This window comes from Andreprevotia lacus DSM 23236 (genome assembly GCF_900176275.1).
Taxonomy (GTDB): Bacteria; Pseudomonadota; Gammaproteobacteria; order Burkholderiales; family Chitinibacteraceae; genus Andreprevotia; species Andreprevotia lacus.
In genome coordinates this window covers 36,394-53,329 of sequence record NZ_FWXD01000010.1, presented here as the reverse complement: position 1 = coordinate 53,329, position 16,936 = coordinate 36,394, and the positions used below count along the sequence as shown (strand labels likewise).

General features: G+C 61.7%; 17 protein-coding genes. 1 reads left to right on the top strand and 16 read right to left on the bottom strand.

The genetic code is table 11. The features are described from left to right. Window positions 1–6: 6 nt before the first annotated feature. Genes B9A19_RS09850 through B9A19_RS09835 form a run of 4 tightly spaced genes read right to left on the bottom strand, consistent with a single transcriptional unit; the run spans window position 7 to window position 3,882 of the window. Window positions 7–1,794 (bottom strand): glycoside hydrolase family 9 protein, encoded by a 1,788-nt coding sequence (locus B9A19_RS09850; protein WP_084090629.1) that lies wholly within the window; start codon window positions 1,792–1,794, stop codon window positions 7–9. A gap of 40 nt (window positions 1,795–1,834) precedes the next feature. Continuing rightward, a complete protein-coding gene (locus tag B9A19_RS09845; protein ID WP_084090628.1) occupies window positions 1,835–2,716 on the bottom strand; it encodes an ROK family protein in 882 nt (293 codons plus the stop codon). A gap of 3 nt (window positions 2,717–2,719) precedes the next feature. Next, window positions 2,720–3,400, bottom strand: coding sequence for a uracil-DNA glycosylase (gene ung / locus B9A19_RS09840; RefSeq protein WP_084090627.1), 681 nt, complete (start codon window positions 3,398–3,400; stop codon window positions 2,720–2,722). Further along, on the bottom strand, window positions 3,400–3,882 hold the full coding sequence (locus tag B9A19_RS09835) for a PilZ domain-containing protein (protein ID WP_084090626.1): 483 nt from the start codon (window positions 3,880–3,882) through the stop codon (window positions 3,400–3,402). Before B9A19_RS09835 ends, ung begins: the two co-directional genes overlap by 1 nt. A 102-nt stretch (window positions 3,883–3,984) precedes the next feature. Here B9A19_RS09835 and B9A19_RS09830 point away from each other — a divergent pair, with 102 nt between their 5' ends. Then, window positions 3,985–4,803 carry a carbonic anhydrase family protein gene (locus B9A19_RS09830; protein WP_084090625.1) on the top strand — a complete coding sequence of 273 codons (819 nt, stop codon included), beginning with the start codon at window positions 3,985–3,987 and terminating at the stop codon, window positions 4,801–4,803. Window positions 4,804–4,874: 71 nt separating this feature from the next. Here B9A19_RS09830 and B9A19_RS09825 read toward each other — a convergent pair whose 3' ends face one another. The 12 genes from B9A19_RS09825 to bamA form a co-directional block, all read right to left on the bottom strand. Further along, entirely contained in the window at window positions 4,875–5,645 is a 771-nt protein-coding gene (locus B9A19_RS09825; protein WP_084090624.1) for a TrmH family RNA methyltransferase, read from the bottom strand. A gap of 90 nt (window positions 5,646–5,735) precedes the next feature. After that, window positions 5,736–7,220, bottom strand: coding sequence for an HDOD domain-containing protein (locus B9A19_RS09820; RefSeq protein ID WP_084090623.1), 1,485 nt, complete (start codon window positions 7,218–7,220; stop codon window positions 5,736–5,738). Next, window positions 7,208–7,924: a class I SAM-dependent methyltransferase gene (locus B9A19_RS09815; protein ID WP_139798763.1), complete on the bottom strand. Its 717-nt coding sequence runs from the start codon at window positions 7,922–7,924 to the stop codon at window positions 7,208–7,210. Before B9A19_RS09815 ends, B9A19_RS09820 begins: the two co-directional genes overlap by 13 nt. Continuing rightward, complete coding sequence (gene motB, locus B9A19_RS09810) at window positions 7,921–8,814, bottom strand: flagellar motor protein MotB (protein ID WP_084090621.1); 894 nt, start codon at window positions 8,812–8,814, stop codon at window positions 7,921–7,923. The genes B9A19_RS09815 and motB overlap by 4 nt, the downstream gene beginning before the upstream one ends. 49 nt (window positions 8,815–8,863) lie before the next feature. Further along, entirely contained in the window at window positions 8,864–9,724 is an 861-nt protein-coding gene (gene motA, locus B9A19_RS09805) for a flagellar motor stator protein MotA (protein WP_084090620.1), read from the bottom strand. A 176-nt stretch (window positions 9,725–9,900) separates the two neighbouring features. Next, window positions 9,901–10,479 carry a ribonuclease HII gene (gene rnhB, locus B9A19_RS09800; protein WP_084090619.1) on the bottom strand — a complete coding sequence of 193 codons (579 nt, stop codon included), beginning with the start codon at window positions 10,477–10,479 and terminating at the stop codon, window positions 9,901–9,903. Further along, window positions 10,470–11,651: a lipid-A-disaccharide synthase gene (lpxB, locus tag B9A19_RS09795; RefSeq protein ID WP_084090618.1), complete on the bottom strand. Its 1,182-nt coding sequence runs from the start codon at window positions 11,649–11,651 to the stop codon at window positions 10,470–10,472. Before lpxB ends, rnhB begins: the two co-directional genes overlap by 10 nt. Before the next feature lie 154 nt (window positions 11,652–11,805). Next, a complete protein-coding gene (lpxA, locus tag B9A19_RS09790; RefSeq protein WP_084090617.1) occupies window positions 11,806–12,582 on the bottom strand; it encodes an acyl-ACP--UDP-N-acetylglucosamine O-acyltransferase in 777 nt (258 codons plus the stop codon). Window positions 12,583–12,619: 37 nt separating this feature from the next. After that, complete coding sequence (gene fabZ, locus B9A19_RS09785) at window positions 12,620–13,072, bottom strand: 3-hydroxyacyl-ACP dehydratase FabZ (RefSeq protein WP_217807035.1); 453 nt, start codon at window positions 13,070–13,072, stop codon at window positions 12,620–12,622. After that, complete coding sequence (gene lpxD / locus B9A19_RS09780) at window positions 13,069–14,118, bottom strand: UDP-3-O-(3-hydroxymyristoyl)glucosamine N-acyltransferase (RefSeq protein ID WP_084090616.1); 1,050 nt, start codon at window positions 14,116–14,118, stop codon at window positions 13,069–13,071. The genes fabZ and lpxD overlap by 4 nt, the downstream gene beginning before the upstream one ends. Further along, window positions 14,115–14,600, bottom strand: a complete 486-nt coding sequence (locus B9A19_RS09775) for an OmpH/Skp family outer membrane protein (protein WP_245804320.1) — start codon at window positions 14,598–14,600, stop codon at window positions 14,115–14,117. The genes lpxD and B9A19_RS09775 overlap by 4 nt, the downstream gene beginning before the upstream one ends. A gap of 25 nt (window positions 14,601–14,625) precedes the next feature. Continuing rightward, a complete protein-coding gene (gene bamA / locus B9A19_RS09770; protein ID WP_084090614.1) occupies window positions 14,626–16,914 on the bottom strand; it encodes an outer membrane protein assembly factor BamA in 2,289 nt (762 codons plus the stop codon). Window positions 16,915–16,936: the final 22 nt, after the last annotated feature.

The following is a 16,936-nucleotide window of genomic DNA, read 5'->3' as shown; positions in this document are numbered from 1 at the left end:
GCCGATTTACTCCTGTGGATTCAGACGCGCGCTCAACGCCAGCAGCAGCCAGGCGCCGTGCGGCATCCATTGTTCGGTAAAGCGCCAGCTGTTGGCCATGGTCGCCGTTTTGGTGTCGGGGAAGGCAATGTCTTCGTCATCCTCGAACCCGCTGGTAATGCCATTGCACACGCCACCTGGCGCGTTGAAGAAGCCAGCCTCGTAGCGCGGGTTATTGCGCCCCCAGCCTTGCAGCATGCAGGCATCGAAGGGGTTGGCACCCAGCACCCAGTGCAGCGCATTATCACCGTATTGGGCGATGGCGTCGGCAAAAGCAGCGTCTTCATCAGCAAAGAAGGCCGCAGCACGCGTTGCAGCGGCAGAAACCGACCCGAGGCGCGCGTTCTCACCCTGCCACCAATATTGCGTTTCGTTGTCGTGCGGAATGAAAAACTGCACCTTGCCCGGCTTGCCGGCGTGCTGCACATACTGGCGCGGATAGCCGAACGGGTTGGTGACGCCATTGGTGGCTGCCAGTTCGAAGGCATAGCCACGGCGCAGTGCCTCGCGAATGCGGCCGGCCAGCGGCGAGGCCGGCACCACTTCCAGATAGCGCAGCAGTGCCAGATACACCAGACCCGCCTCGGCAGCATGGAAATAGCTGCGCGCGCCGCTGCTGTCGGCGCGGAACCAGCCTTGCTCGGTCTGGCGCTCCAGCAAATTCAGTACGCGGCGTGTGGCGGCATCGGCATGTTTGCCGTCGCCGGTGATGGCCAGCAGTTCGGTCGCAGCCAGCAGCGCGCAGTAGTCGTCGATGATGTTTTCGACACCATCTTCGAGATAGCTGACGTTGTGCGCCTCAAGATGATCGAAGCCCTTCTCGGCCGCAGCCAGATACTGCGCACGGGTAAAGCCTTCGCCATCACGGTCGAGCTGCGAGGCGCGCGCCAGCGCGGCAATGGTCACCCCGCCGCCCTGGCGATAGGCAGCCTGGTAGCTGGCAAACTTCTCGCCACCCTGCTTGTATTCGCAAATGTCGCGGGCGTTTTCGTCCTTGCTCCATTTGTCGAACACGGTCATGCAGAAGAAGCCGGCCGGGTCTTGCAGGCGCATGAGGAAATCGGCGCCGTGCAGCGCTTCGTCATTGAAGCGCTCGAAGAACCACTTGTTGAAGAAGGTAATGTGCTTGTCGGCGGCTTCGCCTTGCAGATCGCCCATGGCCTCGGTCACCCAGTCCGGCCGCTTGGGCAGCAGGCGCGCACTTTCGATCAGGCTCCACACCACCAGCGGCGTCTGTTGCGGGTTCATGTATTGCGCGTAGGATAGGTGGGACAGGTATTTGGACACATCACCCGATGCGTCATACCAGCCGCCGTGCACGTCGCGGCGCACTTCCTTGCCGGCCTCGGCGCTGCCCCACAGCGGGCGCGACCGGTCGGCAATATCCCAGATGCCGGTACAGCGCTGGCCCTTGATGTAGTGCACGATGTCCGAGATCAGCAGCTCGCCCAGCACGCGACGGCGGATAGCGAAAGTGTGCGACACCAGCGGCGGGCTGACACCATCCAGGGCGATGAAATACTCGCCCTCTGCATCCAGCGCACTGAAGTCTGCCACGCAGAAATACAGTTGCGCACCATTGGCCACACCCCAGTTGGCCACCGACATGGCCTCCCCGAGCGCACCACGGTAAACCGCTTCGCGTGTGTCTGCGTTATAGACGGTGAACCCCGCCCCGAAACCCGCTGGTGCCTGCACCAGCGCGCGCTTGCGCCTGCCCGGCTCGAAGCCGATGTGATTCAGCAAGATTTTCAATGTATAAGCTCCTGGCCACTCAGGTTTTTGGATCTTGTTATTAGAAGAAACGCTTGGTCAGAAACCAGTTGCGTGCAGCGCCCATCATGCCCGCATGATTGCCTGCGCTAGCCAGTACGATCTGGCTTTGTTGTTGGAAATCGGGCAGCAGGACACGGTTGATGGCCGCATCCAGCTCGCTGCGGAACGGCTCGCCACGGCCGGCAATGCCGCCACCGATCACGACCCGCTCCGGGTTGAAAGCATAAATCAGATTGGCAATACCGGTTGCCAGCAGCTCCAGCCACTCGGCAACCACGGCCTGCAGTTGTGCATCACCCTCATCGCAGGCGGCAAAAATCTTGCGGCCATCCCAGCCAGCCACACCGGTTTGCGCAGTCACGCTGTTCACCAGGCCGCGCATGGACGCGTGGTCTTCCCACAGCTTGCCGGCGATCTTCATATAGCCCCACTCGCCCGCCGCGGCGCGGTGGCCACGGTACAAACGGCCATCGATGACAATGCCGCCACCAATGCCAGTGCCAACGGCAATGGCCAGAAAGTGCGCCACGCCCTTGGCCGCGCCCAGCCAGCCCTCGGCCAGCGCAACACAGTTGACATCGTTCTCGACCGTTACCGGCAAGCCATACGCGCTTTCCAGTGCCGCCTGCACCGACAAACCCGCATAGCCCGGCACCGCTTCGGCGGCGCCCAGTACTGCGCCGGTATGCGGCTCGATCAAGCCCAGCGAGCTGACAGCGATGCCGGCTGGCGCGTATTGCGCAACCATCGGCGCGGCCAGTGCCACCACCTTGGCCAGCAATGCGGCGCCACCGGCAGCCCCCTCAGTGTCGGCCAGGCGCGCGTCGATTACTTCGCCGGTGTCGGTCACGATGCCGTATTTGAGGTGGGTACCGCCGATATCGAAAGCAAGCAGATTCATGAGTCAGGCAGCCGCCCAGTCTATGGGCGCCTTGTGTCGGGTTTGCAGATAGGCGTTGGCCGCCGAAAAATGGCCGTTGCCGATAAAGCCGCGATGCGCCGATAGCGGCGATGGATGCGGCGAGGTCAGCACGCAATGTTGCGCGGCATCGATCAAGGGCAACTTCTTTTGCGCATGCGCGCCCCACAGCATGAAGACGATGCCGCTTTCGCGCTGCGCCAGTGCATGGATCAGGCGATCGGTAAAATGTTCCCAACCGCGTTTGGCATGGCTGCCGGCGCAGTCGGCTTCGACCGTGAGCGAGGTATTGAGCAGCAGCACGCCTTGCCGTGCCCAGCCAGCCAGATTGCCGTGCTGCGGCGGTGTAATGCCCAGATCGCGGGCGATTTCCTGCCAGATATTGCGCAGCGACGGCGGCGTTTTCACGCCGACGGGCACCGAGAACGCCAGACCATGCGCCTCGCCAGCGCCGTGGTACGGGTCCTGGCCCAGAATGACGATCTTCACATCTTGCGGGGTCAGCGCATCCAGCGCGGCAAACCAGTGCTGGCGCGGCGGGTAAATCTGCTTGCCGGCCGCCGCTTCGGCCACCAGGAACTCGCCCAGTTTGGCAAAGCGCGGACTGGTGGTCTCGGCAGCGACGAGCGCTTGCCACGCGGCCGGGAGGTGTTCAAATACCGACATCAACTTTCCTGTTTGTGCTGGCGGCGTATCTGTTCGCGGTGACGGCGGAACACCAGGCGCTCGAAAGCGATGCGCAGTGCTTCGTCCGTCAGCGCCCAACTGCCCCGGCAGCGCCAGCCGCCCTGCTCGGCTACGCTATCCTGCAGCACCAGCGGCAGGCTGACCAGATAGGGCAAGGTGTCGCTGAAACTGACGGCCAGCCAGCCGGAGGCCGGCTGTGGCGGCTGCTCGGCCCACCATTCGACGTGCTCGATGCCGACGCGCACCGCTTGCGGGGTCGGCAGCGACGGATTAAGCAACCGCGCCAGCCACAGCAACTGCAGATCCAGCCGGGCATGTTCAGGGTCGGGCTCTTCGGCCTGCTCGAAGGCGCTCAGCACCTCGAAATAGCGGCCGGCCTCAAACGCCGATTGCAGTGGCGCAGCTTGCCAGCGCAGCGGCAGGCTGGCAGAAAAACACACACCGTCGGGAAACTCGCCCATGCAGATACGCGCTCAGCGAAAAGCCCGATTATACCGCGCCGGATTGGTGTTTTCGCACGATACGGCTAAGCTCGGAAGGTCTCATTGCATTTATGCCACGCCATGCGCCTGTTTGCCCTGCTCGCCCTTGTCCTCTCTACCGCCGCCATGGCCTCAGACCCGCACGCCGCGCCCAAGCCGGCAGCCAGCGCAGAAAAGCACGCCCCCGCCAAGGCCACACACGCTGCCGAGCCGCACGACCCCAAGCACTGGACCTATGACGGCAGCACCGGGCCAGGCTACTGGGCCGACCTCGACCCGGCCAACACGCTGTGCCGCAGCGGCCAGCAGCAATCGCCCATTGATGTCAGCACCGTCTATGCACAACGGCTGGAACCGCTGACGCTGCGCTACATGCCGGGCAATGTCACCACGCTGAACAACGGCCACACAATCCAGCACAATGTGGAGCCGGGCAGTTTTCTGGAAATCGGCGCAGATCGTTATCAACTGCTGCAATTTCACTTCCACACCCCCAGCGAGGAAGCGATTGCCGGCCGCCGTTACCCGATGGTGATCCATTTCGTACACAAGAATGATGCCGGCCAGCTGGCCGTGATCGCGGTCTTCCTCAAGCAGGGCAAGGACGAACAGCGCACGTTGAAATCACTCTGGAAGAAATTCCCTGCCAGCGGTGAAACCGACAGCGACAGCCACCTGCTGGTCAACCCGCAGGCGCTGATGCCGGCACGGCTGGATTACTGGACCCTGATGGGCTCGCTGACCACGCCGCCGTGCAGCGAGGGGGTGCGCTGGATCATCCTCAAGACGCCCATTACCGTCTCGGCCCGCCAGCTGGCTCAGTTCCGCAAGTTGTTTCCGATGAATGCCCGTCCGCTGCAACCGCTGCGCCAGCGCGCGATTCTGGACGCACAGGGGTAAGGTTCAGACCGACCCCGACGTAGCATCACGGGGTAATGGGGCAACACCGCTCGCAGCACCTTGAGCGGTGCTTAGCGCGACTGCCGCACGCGTTCGTACAAGCAGATGGCCGCCGCAGCACCTACATTGAGTGATTCGATGCCCGGCGCCATCGGGATGCGCAGCCGCAGCGTGGCCAGTGCGGCAATGTCGGGGCTGACCCCCTGCCCCTCGGCCCCCAGCACCAGCGCCAGATTGCCGCGCAGGTCAGCATCGTACAGGTCGACCGACCCTTCGAGCAGGGTTGCGGCCACCGGCCCATCGAACGCCGCCAGCAGTGCCGGCAGATTGGCCCGTTCGTGTAGCGCCAGCACGAATTGCGCTCCCATGCCGGCACGCAACACCTTGGGCGACCACACATCAGCACAGCCCGGTGACAGCCAGACCTGTCCGACCCCGGCAGCCAACGCGGTGCGCAGGATGGAGCCGACATTGCCCGGGTCCTGCACGCCATCCAGCGCCAGCACCAGGCCACCGCGCTGCGGCGTAGCGGGCGCCGGCATGGCGGCAATCGCCAGCATGCCGGTCAGACTGGGCAGCTCGCTCAGCGTGGCGAACAGCGGCTCATCCAGCAGGTGCACGCGTGCATCAGCACGCTTGACCAGTGCCACGCATTCCGGGTTGTTGATGGCCGCCTGGGTCACCAGTACGTGTTGCAACGCCAGGCCCGCATCCAGCGCCGCCGCCACCAGATGCGTGCCATCCAGCAGCATCAGCCCTTGCTTGAGACGGTCGCGGCGGTGCGTAGCGAGCTTGCCGGCCAGCTTGTAGAGCGGGTTTTGCGTGGACTGGATCAACTCCATGGGGCATTCCTGGATACGACGGGGCTAGCGACACAGCGCGCGGGGGCGCCAGTTTGCCTGCAAGCAGCCTGCGCAGGCAAACGCGGGGGATCAAGCCTTGCTGCGGTCGGCCAGCGCACGGCTGACCAGGGTGCACACCTGCTTGAAAGTCTGGTAGGCCGCATCATCGAGCGGTTGCTCCGCCTGGCGGTCGGCGTAAATCATGCCCACCGGCCGCGCACCGACAAAAATCGACATCGCACAGAAATCGCCATCCCCGGCCTGGCGCACGAACAGCGGCGGCAGTCGGCCAAGCAGCTCGGCACGCGTTTGCGGGTTCAGCCAGATGCTTTGCGGCTTGCTCATCAACTTGGAGATCAGGTGTGGCGGGTCCAGCGTCAGCGCGAAGCTGCGCAGCGGGTCATCGCTCGCACCACAATGCGTAAATCGTGCCTTGAGGGTGATCTTGTCGCTATCGAGCAGGCTGAGCATCACGCGCCGCATACCCAGACCGTGGATCAGCGCCTTGAAGGCCAGCTGCATCACCTGATTGGTCTGTGCGCCCTGCTGGCCCGCCTGTTGCAACGCCAGCATGGCCTGGCGCAATGCCTCTGACGGAGTGGCCGGCTGCGGGGGCGTCGCCTTGACCTCAGGAGCGGGCGCAACAGGCGCCGCTTCGGCCTTGGGTACTTGCACTGGCTTTGGTGCAGGTACGGCAGCCTGCACAGCGGACGGCTTGGGTGCGGCAGGCGCCACCGGTAATGGCCACTCACCCGGCAGCATGGGCAACCAGCGCGCAGCGGGCCAGTGCGGTGCGGCCTGCGCCAGCAGATCCGGGCCGAGCAAACGGCTGCGTATCGGCACCCAAACGTCCTCGACCGGCACGTTGAGCACCTCGGCAATTTTTTCCAGCGACAGGCGCACGTCGTCCTGCCACCAGCCTTTGGACAGTGCGGGCACGCCGCGCACCACGGCGGCCTGCATGGCCACCCGCGCCGGCAATTCCCCGTCGAAGTCGTTGAGCTTGCGCAGCGCCTCTGGCAGCTTCCAGCCGGTGATCATCGGCAAGGCCTGGCCGGGCGCCTTGGGCGCTGCGGCATCAATGCTGGCAATCAAGCGCAGCAATTGCGGCACTCGTGCCAGCACGGCGGCCAGATAGATTTCGTCCAGCCGCGAATCAATGCGCTGGTTGGCAAAATCACGCGCCAGCCCTGCCAGCATGCGGGTCTGCTGCACCTCGGCATGCACGGCACTCAGCACGCCCTTGTGCGTGGCCAGCACGTCTTCAACCGTGATGCCGTGGCTGAAGCGCTCCAGAAAAGCGGTGGCGCCATAGAGCATGATGGCGTTCTCTATGGTGACCACATCGGCCGCCAGGCTGTTTTTCTCGCGCTGGTTCACCAGCTTGAGCACTTGGGCGCACAGCAGCGGATCCAGCATCACCGCATCGGCAATTTCATCCGACTTGATGCGTTCGGCGCGGCGTAACATGGGCTGCAGGCGCTCGCGCGTTTCGCGCAGCACCGGCCAGGGCCGTGCGTTCCAGTAACGCAACCAGCTATCGATATCCGCAACAGGGGCGCTCACAGTCGCCATAACAACAACTCGCTCTCTTTCCAATCCTGCACCGGCAGCACCAGATCGGGCTCATGGCCGGGCACGGCAAAACTGTTGCTCACAAGCAGCGCGCCGGGTTTCATCTCGGCACGCGCCTTGGCCCAGAGCTGCGCCATGGGTTCCGGCGACAGGTAGGCATACACCACATCGTAGTCGGCCAGCGGTAAGGCGAACAGGTCGCCGCGCAGCAAGCGTTGCGAGGTGCGCCACAGCCGCAGCCTGCCCAGCCAGTAGGGCAGCCAGGCAAACTCGATGCCGCTGGCGGCCACGTCGGTGCGATGACGCGCCAGCCAGGCCAGCACGGTGCCGGTGCCGGCCCCCAGATCGACAAAACGGGCTTGTGCGGGAATGTGCTCGGACAACAAGGCCAGCGCGCGCGCATTGCTGAGGTAAAGCGGCACGCGATTGCGCAAGGCCCCGGCATAGACCAGCCAGCACAACACAAATGCCACCGCCCACCACCACGCCGGCCAGTGCAGCGCCAGCGCGCCCAGCAAGGCAAACGGCAACAGCGCCTGCAGCGCCAGTTGCCACCACTGCCCGGCACCGGCAAGACGGGAGAAAACCAGTGCCAGCAGGGCTGCCAGCGCGGCGCCGGCGATGGCCGGCCAGCGCAGGCCATACGCAGCAGACAAACCCAAGGTGAAGCCGGCCAGTTGCGGCAGCAGAAAACGCAGGATCAAGATTTGGCCGCAGGCGCCGACGCGGCAGTATCCGGCGGCGGGCTGCCGACCTGATCACGGATATCCTGTTCGGCATCCTTGTTGAGCACGACAATGCTGATGCGGCGGTTCACCGGGTTATAAATGTTGCCCTTGTCGATGGGCACCTCGTCCGAGAAGCCGTTCACGCGCAGCACCTTCTTGCCGTCCATGCCGCCGCCGGCAATCATCTGCCGCCGCGCCGCATTGGCACGATCGCTCGACAGCTCCCAGTTGCTGTAGCCGTTCTGGCCGCCGCCAAACGGCGTGGCATCGGTGTGGCCGGACACGGACAGGTCATTCGGCACGTCATTCAGCAGCTTGCCGATTTCATTCAGAATGTCGCGCGCATAAGGTTCGAGATCGCTGCTGCCCGACTTGAACATCGGCCGGTTCTGCTCGTCCACAATCTGGATGCGCAGTCCTTCGGCCACCATGTCCAGCTTGAGCTGGCTCTTGTACTGTGACAGTTTGCTGTTGGTCTGCGCCTTGTCATCCATCAGCGCTTCGAATTTCTTCTTCAGGTCGGACAGGCGGCGCTTGTCGCGCGCGGCCTCTTCGGCCGCCGGGCTGCCCTTGTTGACCTGACCGGCCTGCTTGGTGATGTCGTTGCCGCCCCCCTTGATCAGCGAGGTGGCATCACCCGCACCTTCACCGCCGCTGTTGGCGACCTTGAGCGGGTTGGAGAAGTAATCGGAGATGCCCTTCAGATTGCCCTTGGACACCGAGCCCAGCAGCCACATCAACAGGAAGAAGGCCATCATCGCGGTCACGAAGTCGGCATAGGCGATTTTCCACGCACCACCATGGTGGCCGTGACCGCCTTTCTTGATCTTCTTGACGACTATGGGGCGTTGCGAATCATCGCTCATCGTGACTGACCTGAGTAAAGCGGAGAAGTAACCGGCGCATCAGCGCGGCTTATTTGCCCTTGGCGTTCTTGACGAACTCTTCCAGCTCCTTGAACGACGGGCGTTCGGTGGAGCTGAGCGCCTTGCGGCCGAATTCGACCGCCACCTGCGGCGCATAACCGTTCAGGCTGGCCAACAGGGTCACCTTGACTGTCTGGAACACCTGGGTGCCTTCGGCTGCCTTGGTTTCCATCGACGCCGCCAGCGGCCCCACGAAACCATACGCCAGCCAGATCCCCATGAAGGTACCCACCAGCGCGGCGCCGATCAGCTCGCCCAGCTGGGCCGGCGGCAAGTGCAGCGAACCCATGGTGTGCACCACGCCCATCACCGCAGCCACGATACCGAAGGCCGGCAGGCCGTCGGCCAGCTTGGTGATCACCGTGGCGGGCACCTCAACCTCGTGATGGTGGGTGTCGATTTCGACATCCATCAGGTTTTCGATTTCGAAGGCATTGAGGTTGCCGCCCACCATCAGGCGCAGATAGTCGCAAATGAACTCGACCACGTGATGATCATGCGACACTTTTTCATACTTGGAAAACACGGCGCTGGCATGCGGGTCTTCGACGTCGGCTTCGATCGACATCAGGCCTTCCTTGCGCACCTTGGACAGCAGCTCGTACATCAGCGCGAACAGGTCCATGTAGAACGCCTTGGTGTACTTGGAGCCCTTGAACACCGAGGGCAGCGCCTTGAGCGTGGCCTTGAGCGGCTTGCCACCGTAGCCGGCAATCATGCCGCCCAGTGCACCGCCGAAAATGATGACGACTTCGGAAGGTTGCCACAGCACGTGCAGCTCGCCGCCGTGGAAGGCATAAGCACCCAGAATGCAGGTGCACATGAAGACATAGCCGATGATGACGAACATGCGTCGTAATCCCTGTCGAATCGGTGCCAGGCGCCGGAGCGGTCGCCTGTACACATGGGGTTTGTTCTAATACGCCCTAGTATCTTAGAGGCTGCGCATGCCAGCGACAACAAGGCGATACATTCGCAACACACCGGTCAGCCCGCGTCACCCGCCATGCCTGCCGCCAGTTGCTTTTACCACAGCGTAGACTGGGAAGCCGCCGCGCGCACCGGTGCAAAGCTCATGCGGTGCGCCGGACACGGGCCCAGCGCCTTGAGCGCAGCCAGATGCATGGCCGTGCCATAGCCCTTGTGCTGGGCAAAACCATAGCCGGGATAGCGTGCTTCCAGCTCGTCCGCTTCGGCATCCCGGGCCACCTTGGCCAGAATCGAGGCGGCGGAAATCGCCTGTACCTTGGCATCGCCCTTGATGATGGTTTCCACCGCCATCGCCACCTTGGGGGCACGATTGCCATCGACCTGCGCCAGTTCGGGCTGCACAGCCAGTGCCTCCACCGCGCGCTGCATGGCCAGCATGGTGGCCTGCAGGATGTTGATGCGGTCTATCTCCTGCGCATCAACACCACATACCGCCCACGCTATGGCACGTTCGCGGATCAGCACGGCAAGTTGCTCGCGCTTTTGTGCGGTCAGCTTTTTCGAGTCGGCCAGACCGACAATGCCGTGATCGTCGGGCAGGATGACCGCAGCCGCAAACACCGAACCCACCAGCGGGCCGCGCCCTGCCTCATCCACACCGCAAATCAGCGCCATCTGCCCCCCAGCACGCCGGCTACCGCTTCTGCGGCACGTTCGGCGGCACCACAGCGCAACGCCTCGTGATGATCGGCAAAGCGGGCAGCCAGACGGGCCGCAAAACGCTGATCGGTAATGCTGTTGCTCAGCGCCTGCACCAGGTTATCAACTGTTGCATCGTGCTGCAGCAGTTCCGGCACCAGAAAGCGCCCTTCCAGCACATTGGGCAGGCTTACGTACGGCAGACGCAGCTTTTTCTTCACCATGCGATAGGTGGTGTTGGAGAGGCGATATGTCACCACCGTCGGCCGCTTGGCCAGCATGGCTTCGAGCGCAGCGGTACCCGATGCGACGAGAATGGCATCCGCCGCCTGCATGGCCTCGTGCGCGTGGCCAAACAGCAGGCGGAAAGGCAGCTCTTGCGCGCCCTGCTTCCACATTTCGGTTTCGAACTGCAGTCGCGTCTCGCGCGTGATCAGCGGCACCAGAAAAACCGAATTCGGAAAACGCTCGTACAGTTTTTGCGCAGTCTGCACAAACAGCGTGGCATGCATCTCCAGCTCGCTCTGGCGGCTGCCCGGCAGCATGGCAAACACGGTTTTGCCGGACGGAACATCAAGCACTTCGCGTACTTCGTCCTGCTTGGGTACCAGCGGCATCATGTCGGCCAGCGGGTGGCCCACATAGGTGGCAGGAATGCCGGCCTGGCGATAGATGTCCTGCTCGAACGGGAACAGCAGCAACACGTGCGACACGGCCTTGCCGATTTTCTTCAGCCGCTCCGGCCGCCACGCCCACACGGACGGGCCCACGTAATGCACGGCCGGGATGCCCGCTGCCTTGGCAGCAGCCTCGATATTGAAGTTGAAATCAGGCGCATCAATGCCGATCACCAGATCGGGTTTTTCAGCCAGGATGGCGGCCTTGAGTCTGCTGCGGATACGCAACAACCGCGGCAGGTGGCGCAACACCTCCACGTAACCACGCACGGCCAGCGCATCCATCTCGATCACGGTGGTGGCACCGGCAGCCTGCATCTTGGGGCCGGCAATGCCGGCAAAACGGGCCTGGGGATAGCGCAGCTTGAGCGCATCGATGAGCTGGGCGCCCAGCAGATCGCCCGAGGATTCCCCCGCGATCACGACAATGCGGGGCCCTGAACCGGCGGGTTCAAAGAGTCGATACGTCATCGGCTCGTTCAATCTTTTCTTAGGGTTGGAAAAACGGCAGCGGCATGCCGGGGGCAATGCCGCAGAGGATGCAGCGCGAGCGCTGCGCAGCCAGTGCGCATGATACTTGAGTATGCCGTGTGACAGGGCGATTGCTTGCGCAATCGCGCGGCAATCAGCGAATCAGCCCGCGCGTGCTTGCGGCGAAGAAATCGACGAACAGCTGCAATTCCGGCGCGGATTGCGCGGCAGTTTCGATTTGGGCACGCGCCTCGTCCAGCGGCAGGTTCTGCCGGTACAAGGTCTTGTAGGCCCGCTTGACCACGGCGATCTGCTCGGCGCTGAAGCCGCGCCGGCGCAAGCCCTCGCTATTGATGCCGGCCGGTATGGCGCGATTGCCGGCCGCCGTCACATAGGGCGGCACATCCTGCGACACTGCTGCCGTAAAGGCAGTCATTGCATGCGCGCCGATCTTGCAGAACTGGTGGACGGTGGTAAAGCCCCCCAGAAACACCCAGTCATCAATGTGCACGTGGCCGGCCAGCGTGGCATTGTTGGCCAGGATGCAATGACTGCCGATGCGGCAGTCATGGGCGATGTGTACATAGGCCATGATCCAGTTGTCATCGCCGATGCGCGTCAGTCCCTCGTCCTGAGTCGTGCCGGTAGATACCGTGATCGACTGGTGGAAGGTGTTGCCGTTGCCGATTTCCAGCCGCGTCGGCTCGCCCGCATACTTGAGGTCCTGCGGCGTGCAACCGATGTGGGCAAACGGGTGAAAACGGTTGTTCTCCCCAATGCGCGTCACGCCATCAATGACCACATGCGGTCCGACCACGGTGCCCGCGCCTATCTCCACGTCCGGGCCGATGACCGAAAACGGGCCAACCTGCACGTCGGCGGCCAGCCGGGCCTTGGGATCAACAATGGCGGAGGGGTGGATCAACGTCATGACAAACCGTTCTTTGATTCAATGATTTGACTGTATATCAGCGCTTGGCTTCGCGCTGCGCGACCATCAGCTCGGCTTCCGCCGCGAGCTCGTCGCCCACCAGCGCCTGCGCCTTGTACTTCCAGATGCCACGCTTGTGCGCAATGATCTCGACTTGCAAGGTCAGTTGGTCGCCCGGCACCACCTGACGCTTGAAGCGTGCATTGTCGATGCCGGCAAAGAAGTACAGCGTATCGGCCGAGGGCTGGTTCTCGACACTCTTGAACGACAGCACGCCGGCCGCCTGCGCCAGCGCCTCCAGGATCAGCACGCCCGGCATCACCGGGTAGCCCGGAAAGTGGCCCTGGAAGAACGGCTCGTTCATCGTCACATTCTTCAGCGCCTTGAGCGTCTTGCCCGGCTCAACCTCCAGTACGCGGTCTACCAGCAGGAAGGGGTAACGATGGGGGAGATATTTCATGATCTCCACGACATCCATTTGTTCGCTCATTGCTTTTCCTCTCCGGACGCCACCTGTAGTGCCGTCAATTGTTTTTCGAGTTGCTTCACCCGTTGCACCAGCTCGTTCAGATGGCGCAACTGGGCTGCATTCTTCAGCCAGTCACCGTGCTCCTGCATCGGGTACGAGCCCGAATACACACCACTCTGGTGGATGGTCTTGGCCACCAGCGTGCCGCCCAGCACCACGGTCCCGTCGGCGATTTCCAGATGGCCACTGATCATGGCCGCACCACCGATCTGGCAGCGCGCGCCGATTTTGGTCGAGCCGGCAATACCGACACAGGCCGCCATGGCGGTATGCGCGCCTACCTCGACGTTGTGCGCCACCTGGATCAGGTTGTCCAGCCGGGCACCCTGCCCGATCACGGTATCTTCCAGCGCACCACGGTCTACCGTGGTGCAGGCCCCGATCTCGACGTCGTCACCAATGATGACGCGACCGAGTTGCGGAATCTTTTCCCAATGATCACCCGCCCACGCATTGCCAAACCCATCCGCGCCGATGATGGCCGCCGGGTGCAGAATCACCCGCGCACCGATTTCGCAGTGGTCCAATACGCATACCTGTGGATACAGCAAGGCACCCTCGCCAATGATGACATCGCGGCCGACATAAACATTGGCTAGCAGGATGGCACCGGCAGCGATGCGGGCACCCGCCTCGACCACCACGCCGGGGCCGATCTGTGCACTGGCATCCACCTGCGCGGCATCGCTCACCGTGGCACTCGGGTGTACACCACCCTGCGCCACGCGTGCCGGGTGCAATAATTGCGCAGCGCGGGCAAAGAACAGATGCGGGTCTTTGGCAACGATATGCGGGCGCGTCAGCCCTTCCGCATCGGCGGCCTTGAGCACGACTGCGGCAGCGGCACTCTGTGCCATCTGCGGTTTGAAGCGCGGGTTAGCCAGGAAAGCCAGCGCACCGGATGCGGCCGATTCAAGCGAAGCGACGTGGTCTATCGCCACGTCGTCTCCATGCCATGCACCACCCAGCCGCTCGGCCAGGGTGGATATCGTCCAGCTCTGGCTCATTGCTTGTCCGTCAAAAGCTTGAGCACTTTGTCGGTAATATCGATGCGCGGATTGCTGTACGCAGCCTCCTGCAGGATCAGGTCGTACTTCTCGGCATTGGCAATTTGCTGAATGGCGCTGTTGACGCGCTCACGCAGGCCGGCAAGCTCTTCGTTCTGGCGCGCGTTCAAGTCTTCGTTCAGCTCACGCTGCATGCGGTTGAAGTCTTGCGTCAGGCGGATCAGTTCACGCTCCTTGACTTTGCGATCCTCCTCGCTCAGACCGCCACGATCAAGCTGCTGTTGCAAAGCCTTGCCTTGCTGGGAAATTTTCTGCACTTCGCTACGGCGCGCATCGAATTCACGCTCGAGTTTCTTGCCGGCACGCAGCGCCGGCGCCGACTCGCGCAGGATGCGATCGGTATTGACCACACCGATCTTGGTCTCAGCCCAAGCCGTCATCGAGCTTAGAAACAATGCGAAAATCAACAAGAGTTTTTTCATGGCCATCTCTACCGCTTAACCAGGATCAGAATACCCGACCCAACTGGAACTGCACCGGCTGCAACTTGTCACCTGTCTGCGCCTTGAATGGCTTGGCATAGCTGAGTTTGATCGGGCCAATTGGCGAAATCCAGGTAAATGCCGCGCCAGCGGAGTAACGCATGTCACTCACGCCCATCTTCTGCCCGTCACCCCAAGAGGCCCCACTATCTACAAACAGGCTCAAACGCGCAGATTTGTCATCCTTGAGGCCAGGGAAAGGGAAAAACACTTCGAAGCTGTTGGTGACAAAACTGCTGCCACCCGTGCCATCACCATTCTCGTCCTTGGGTCCTGCCGTGCCATAGTTATAACCGCGCAAGCTGTCCACACCGCCCACGTAGAAGTTTTTGTAGAACGGGAAGGTCGAGTTGCCATAGCCCTTGCCATAACCGGCATTCACGTTCCACTCAAACGTCAATGAAGGGCTAAATGGTGACCAGAAAATCTGGTTTTGCCCGCTCAGCTTGTAATAATCCACCGTGGAGTTGGGCAGGGCAAATTCAAGGTTGACGCGGCTCAGCATGCCATCAGTCGGATAGGTGGCGCTATTGCGCGAGTCGCGACCAAATGCACCGCTCACCGAGTAGGTCTGAACGGAATCACCATAACGTTTGACGAAATCCATCACACGCTGCGGCGAACTGGTATTGGTCTTGATTTTCAGGTTTTCGTAGTTACCCGCAAAATTCAGACGGTTGGTCTCCGAAATCGGAACGCCCGATTGCAGGCCCATGCCCCAACCAGTTGTAGAGTAGTTACCGGTATTGGTTTCGTTGGAATCAACGGTGCGCAAGAATGCGCTGTAGCCCAGCGATACGCCATCGGGCGTGAAATAAGGTTCAAGCAGCGAGAACGAGACCGTCTTGCTGGCCTGGCTGGTATTCACCTCGGAGGTAAATTGCTTGCCGCTACCCAGGAAGTTGTTCTGTGACAGCGACATGATGAACACAATGCCTTCGGACTGCCCATAACCCACGCCCACGTTGAACGAGCCAGTCTTCTTTTCGGTCACGCGTACGTTCATATCCACCTGGTCGGTGGCTTCAGGAACGATGGGAGTGTCGATCGTCACTTCATCAAAGTAGTCAAGCTGCTGCAGACGCTCCTTGGAGCGCTTGACCTTGGCGCCATCATACTGCGCCGACTCAACCTGGCGCAGCTCGCGGCGGATGACTTCATCACGCGTACGGTTGTTACCGGAGATATTGATGCGACGTACGTAGATCTTGCGACCCGGATCGACGTAGAAGGTGAAGTTGGCAGTATGCGTGTCTTTGTTCAGATCCGGTACTGCATTGACGTTGGCGAAGGCATAGCCAGCGTCGGCCATCTTGTCGATCAGGGCCGCAGACGATTTGTTCAGTTTTTCACGCGAAAAGACTTCACCACGCGAAACGGTGATGAGCTTGGCAAGCTCTTCGTGCGACACCACAGTATCACCGACGATTTTCACTTCGCCGATCTTGTACTGCTCGCCCTCACTCACGTTGATCGTAAGGTAGATATCCTCACGATTCTCGGAGAGCGCAACCTGGGTGGAGTCGATATTGAATTCGATATAACCGCGATCCAGATAGTAAGAGCGCAGCTTTTCCAGATCGGCCGAGAGCTTGGGCTTGGAATATTGATCACTGCGGGTATACCAGGTGAGCCAGCCGCCCGTGCTCAAGCTGAACTCGTCAGCCAGATCGCTTTCCGAAAACACCTTGTTGCCAACAATGTTGATCTGCTGAATCTTGGCAATTGCGCCGTCGGAGATACTGAATTCGACGCCGACGCGATTGCGATCCAGCTTGGTCACGGTGGTATTGATGATCACCGAATAGCGACCGCGCGAATAGTATTCCTGCTTGAGCTCTTGCACCGCCGTATCAAGCGTGGACTGATCAAAGATGCGGCCCTCGGCAAAATTCTGCAGCTTGAGCGCGTTCTTGATCTGGTCTTTTTCCAGCAGTTTGGAGCCGCCGATATTGATCTGGGCAATCGTCGGGCGCTCTTCCACCGTCACGATGAGCAGATCGCCTTCGGCCTCGACGCGCACGTCATTGAAGAAGCCGGTGGCAAACAGCGCCTTGATGGCTTCGCTGGCCTTGTTGTCGTCGAAGGTATCGCCGACCTTCACCGGGAGGTAGTTGAAGACGGTACCAACGTCGGTACGCTGCAGGCCTTCAACACGGATATCGCGAACCTTGAACGGATCGATTGCAAGAGCCTGCAGGCTGACGGTGCCAAGCGCTGCGGCAAGCAGCAAGGAGAGCGGTTTGAGTGTCATTGTCTCGGTTCGAAGGCTGATC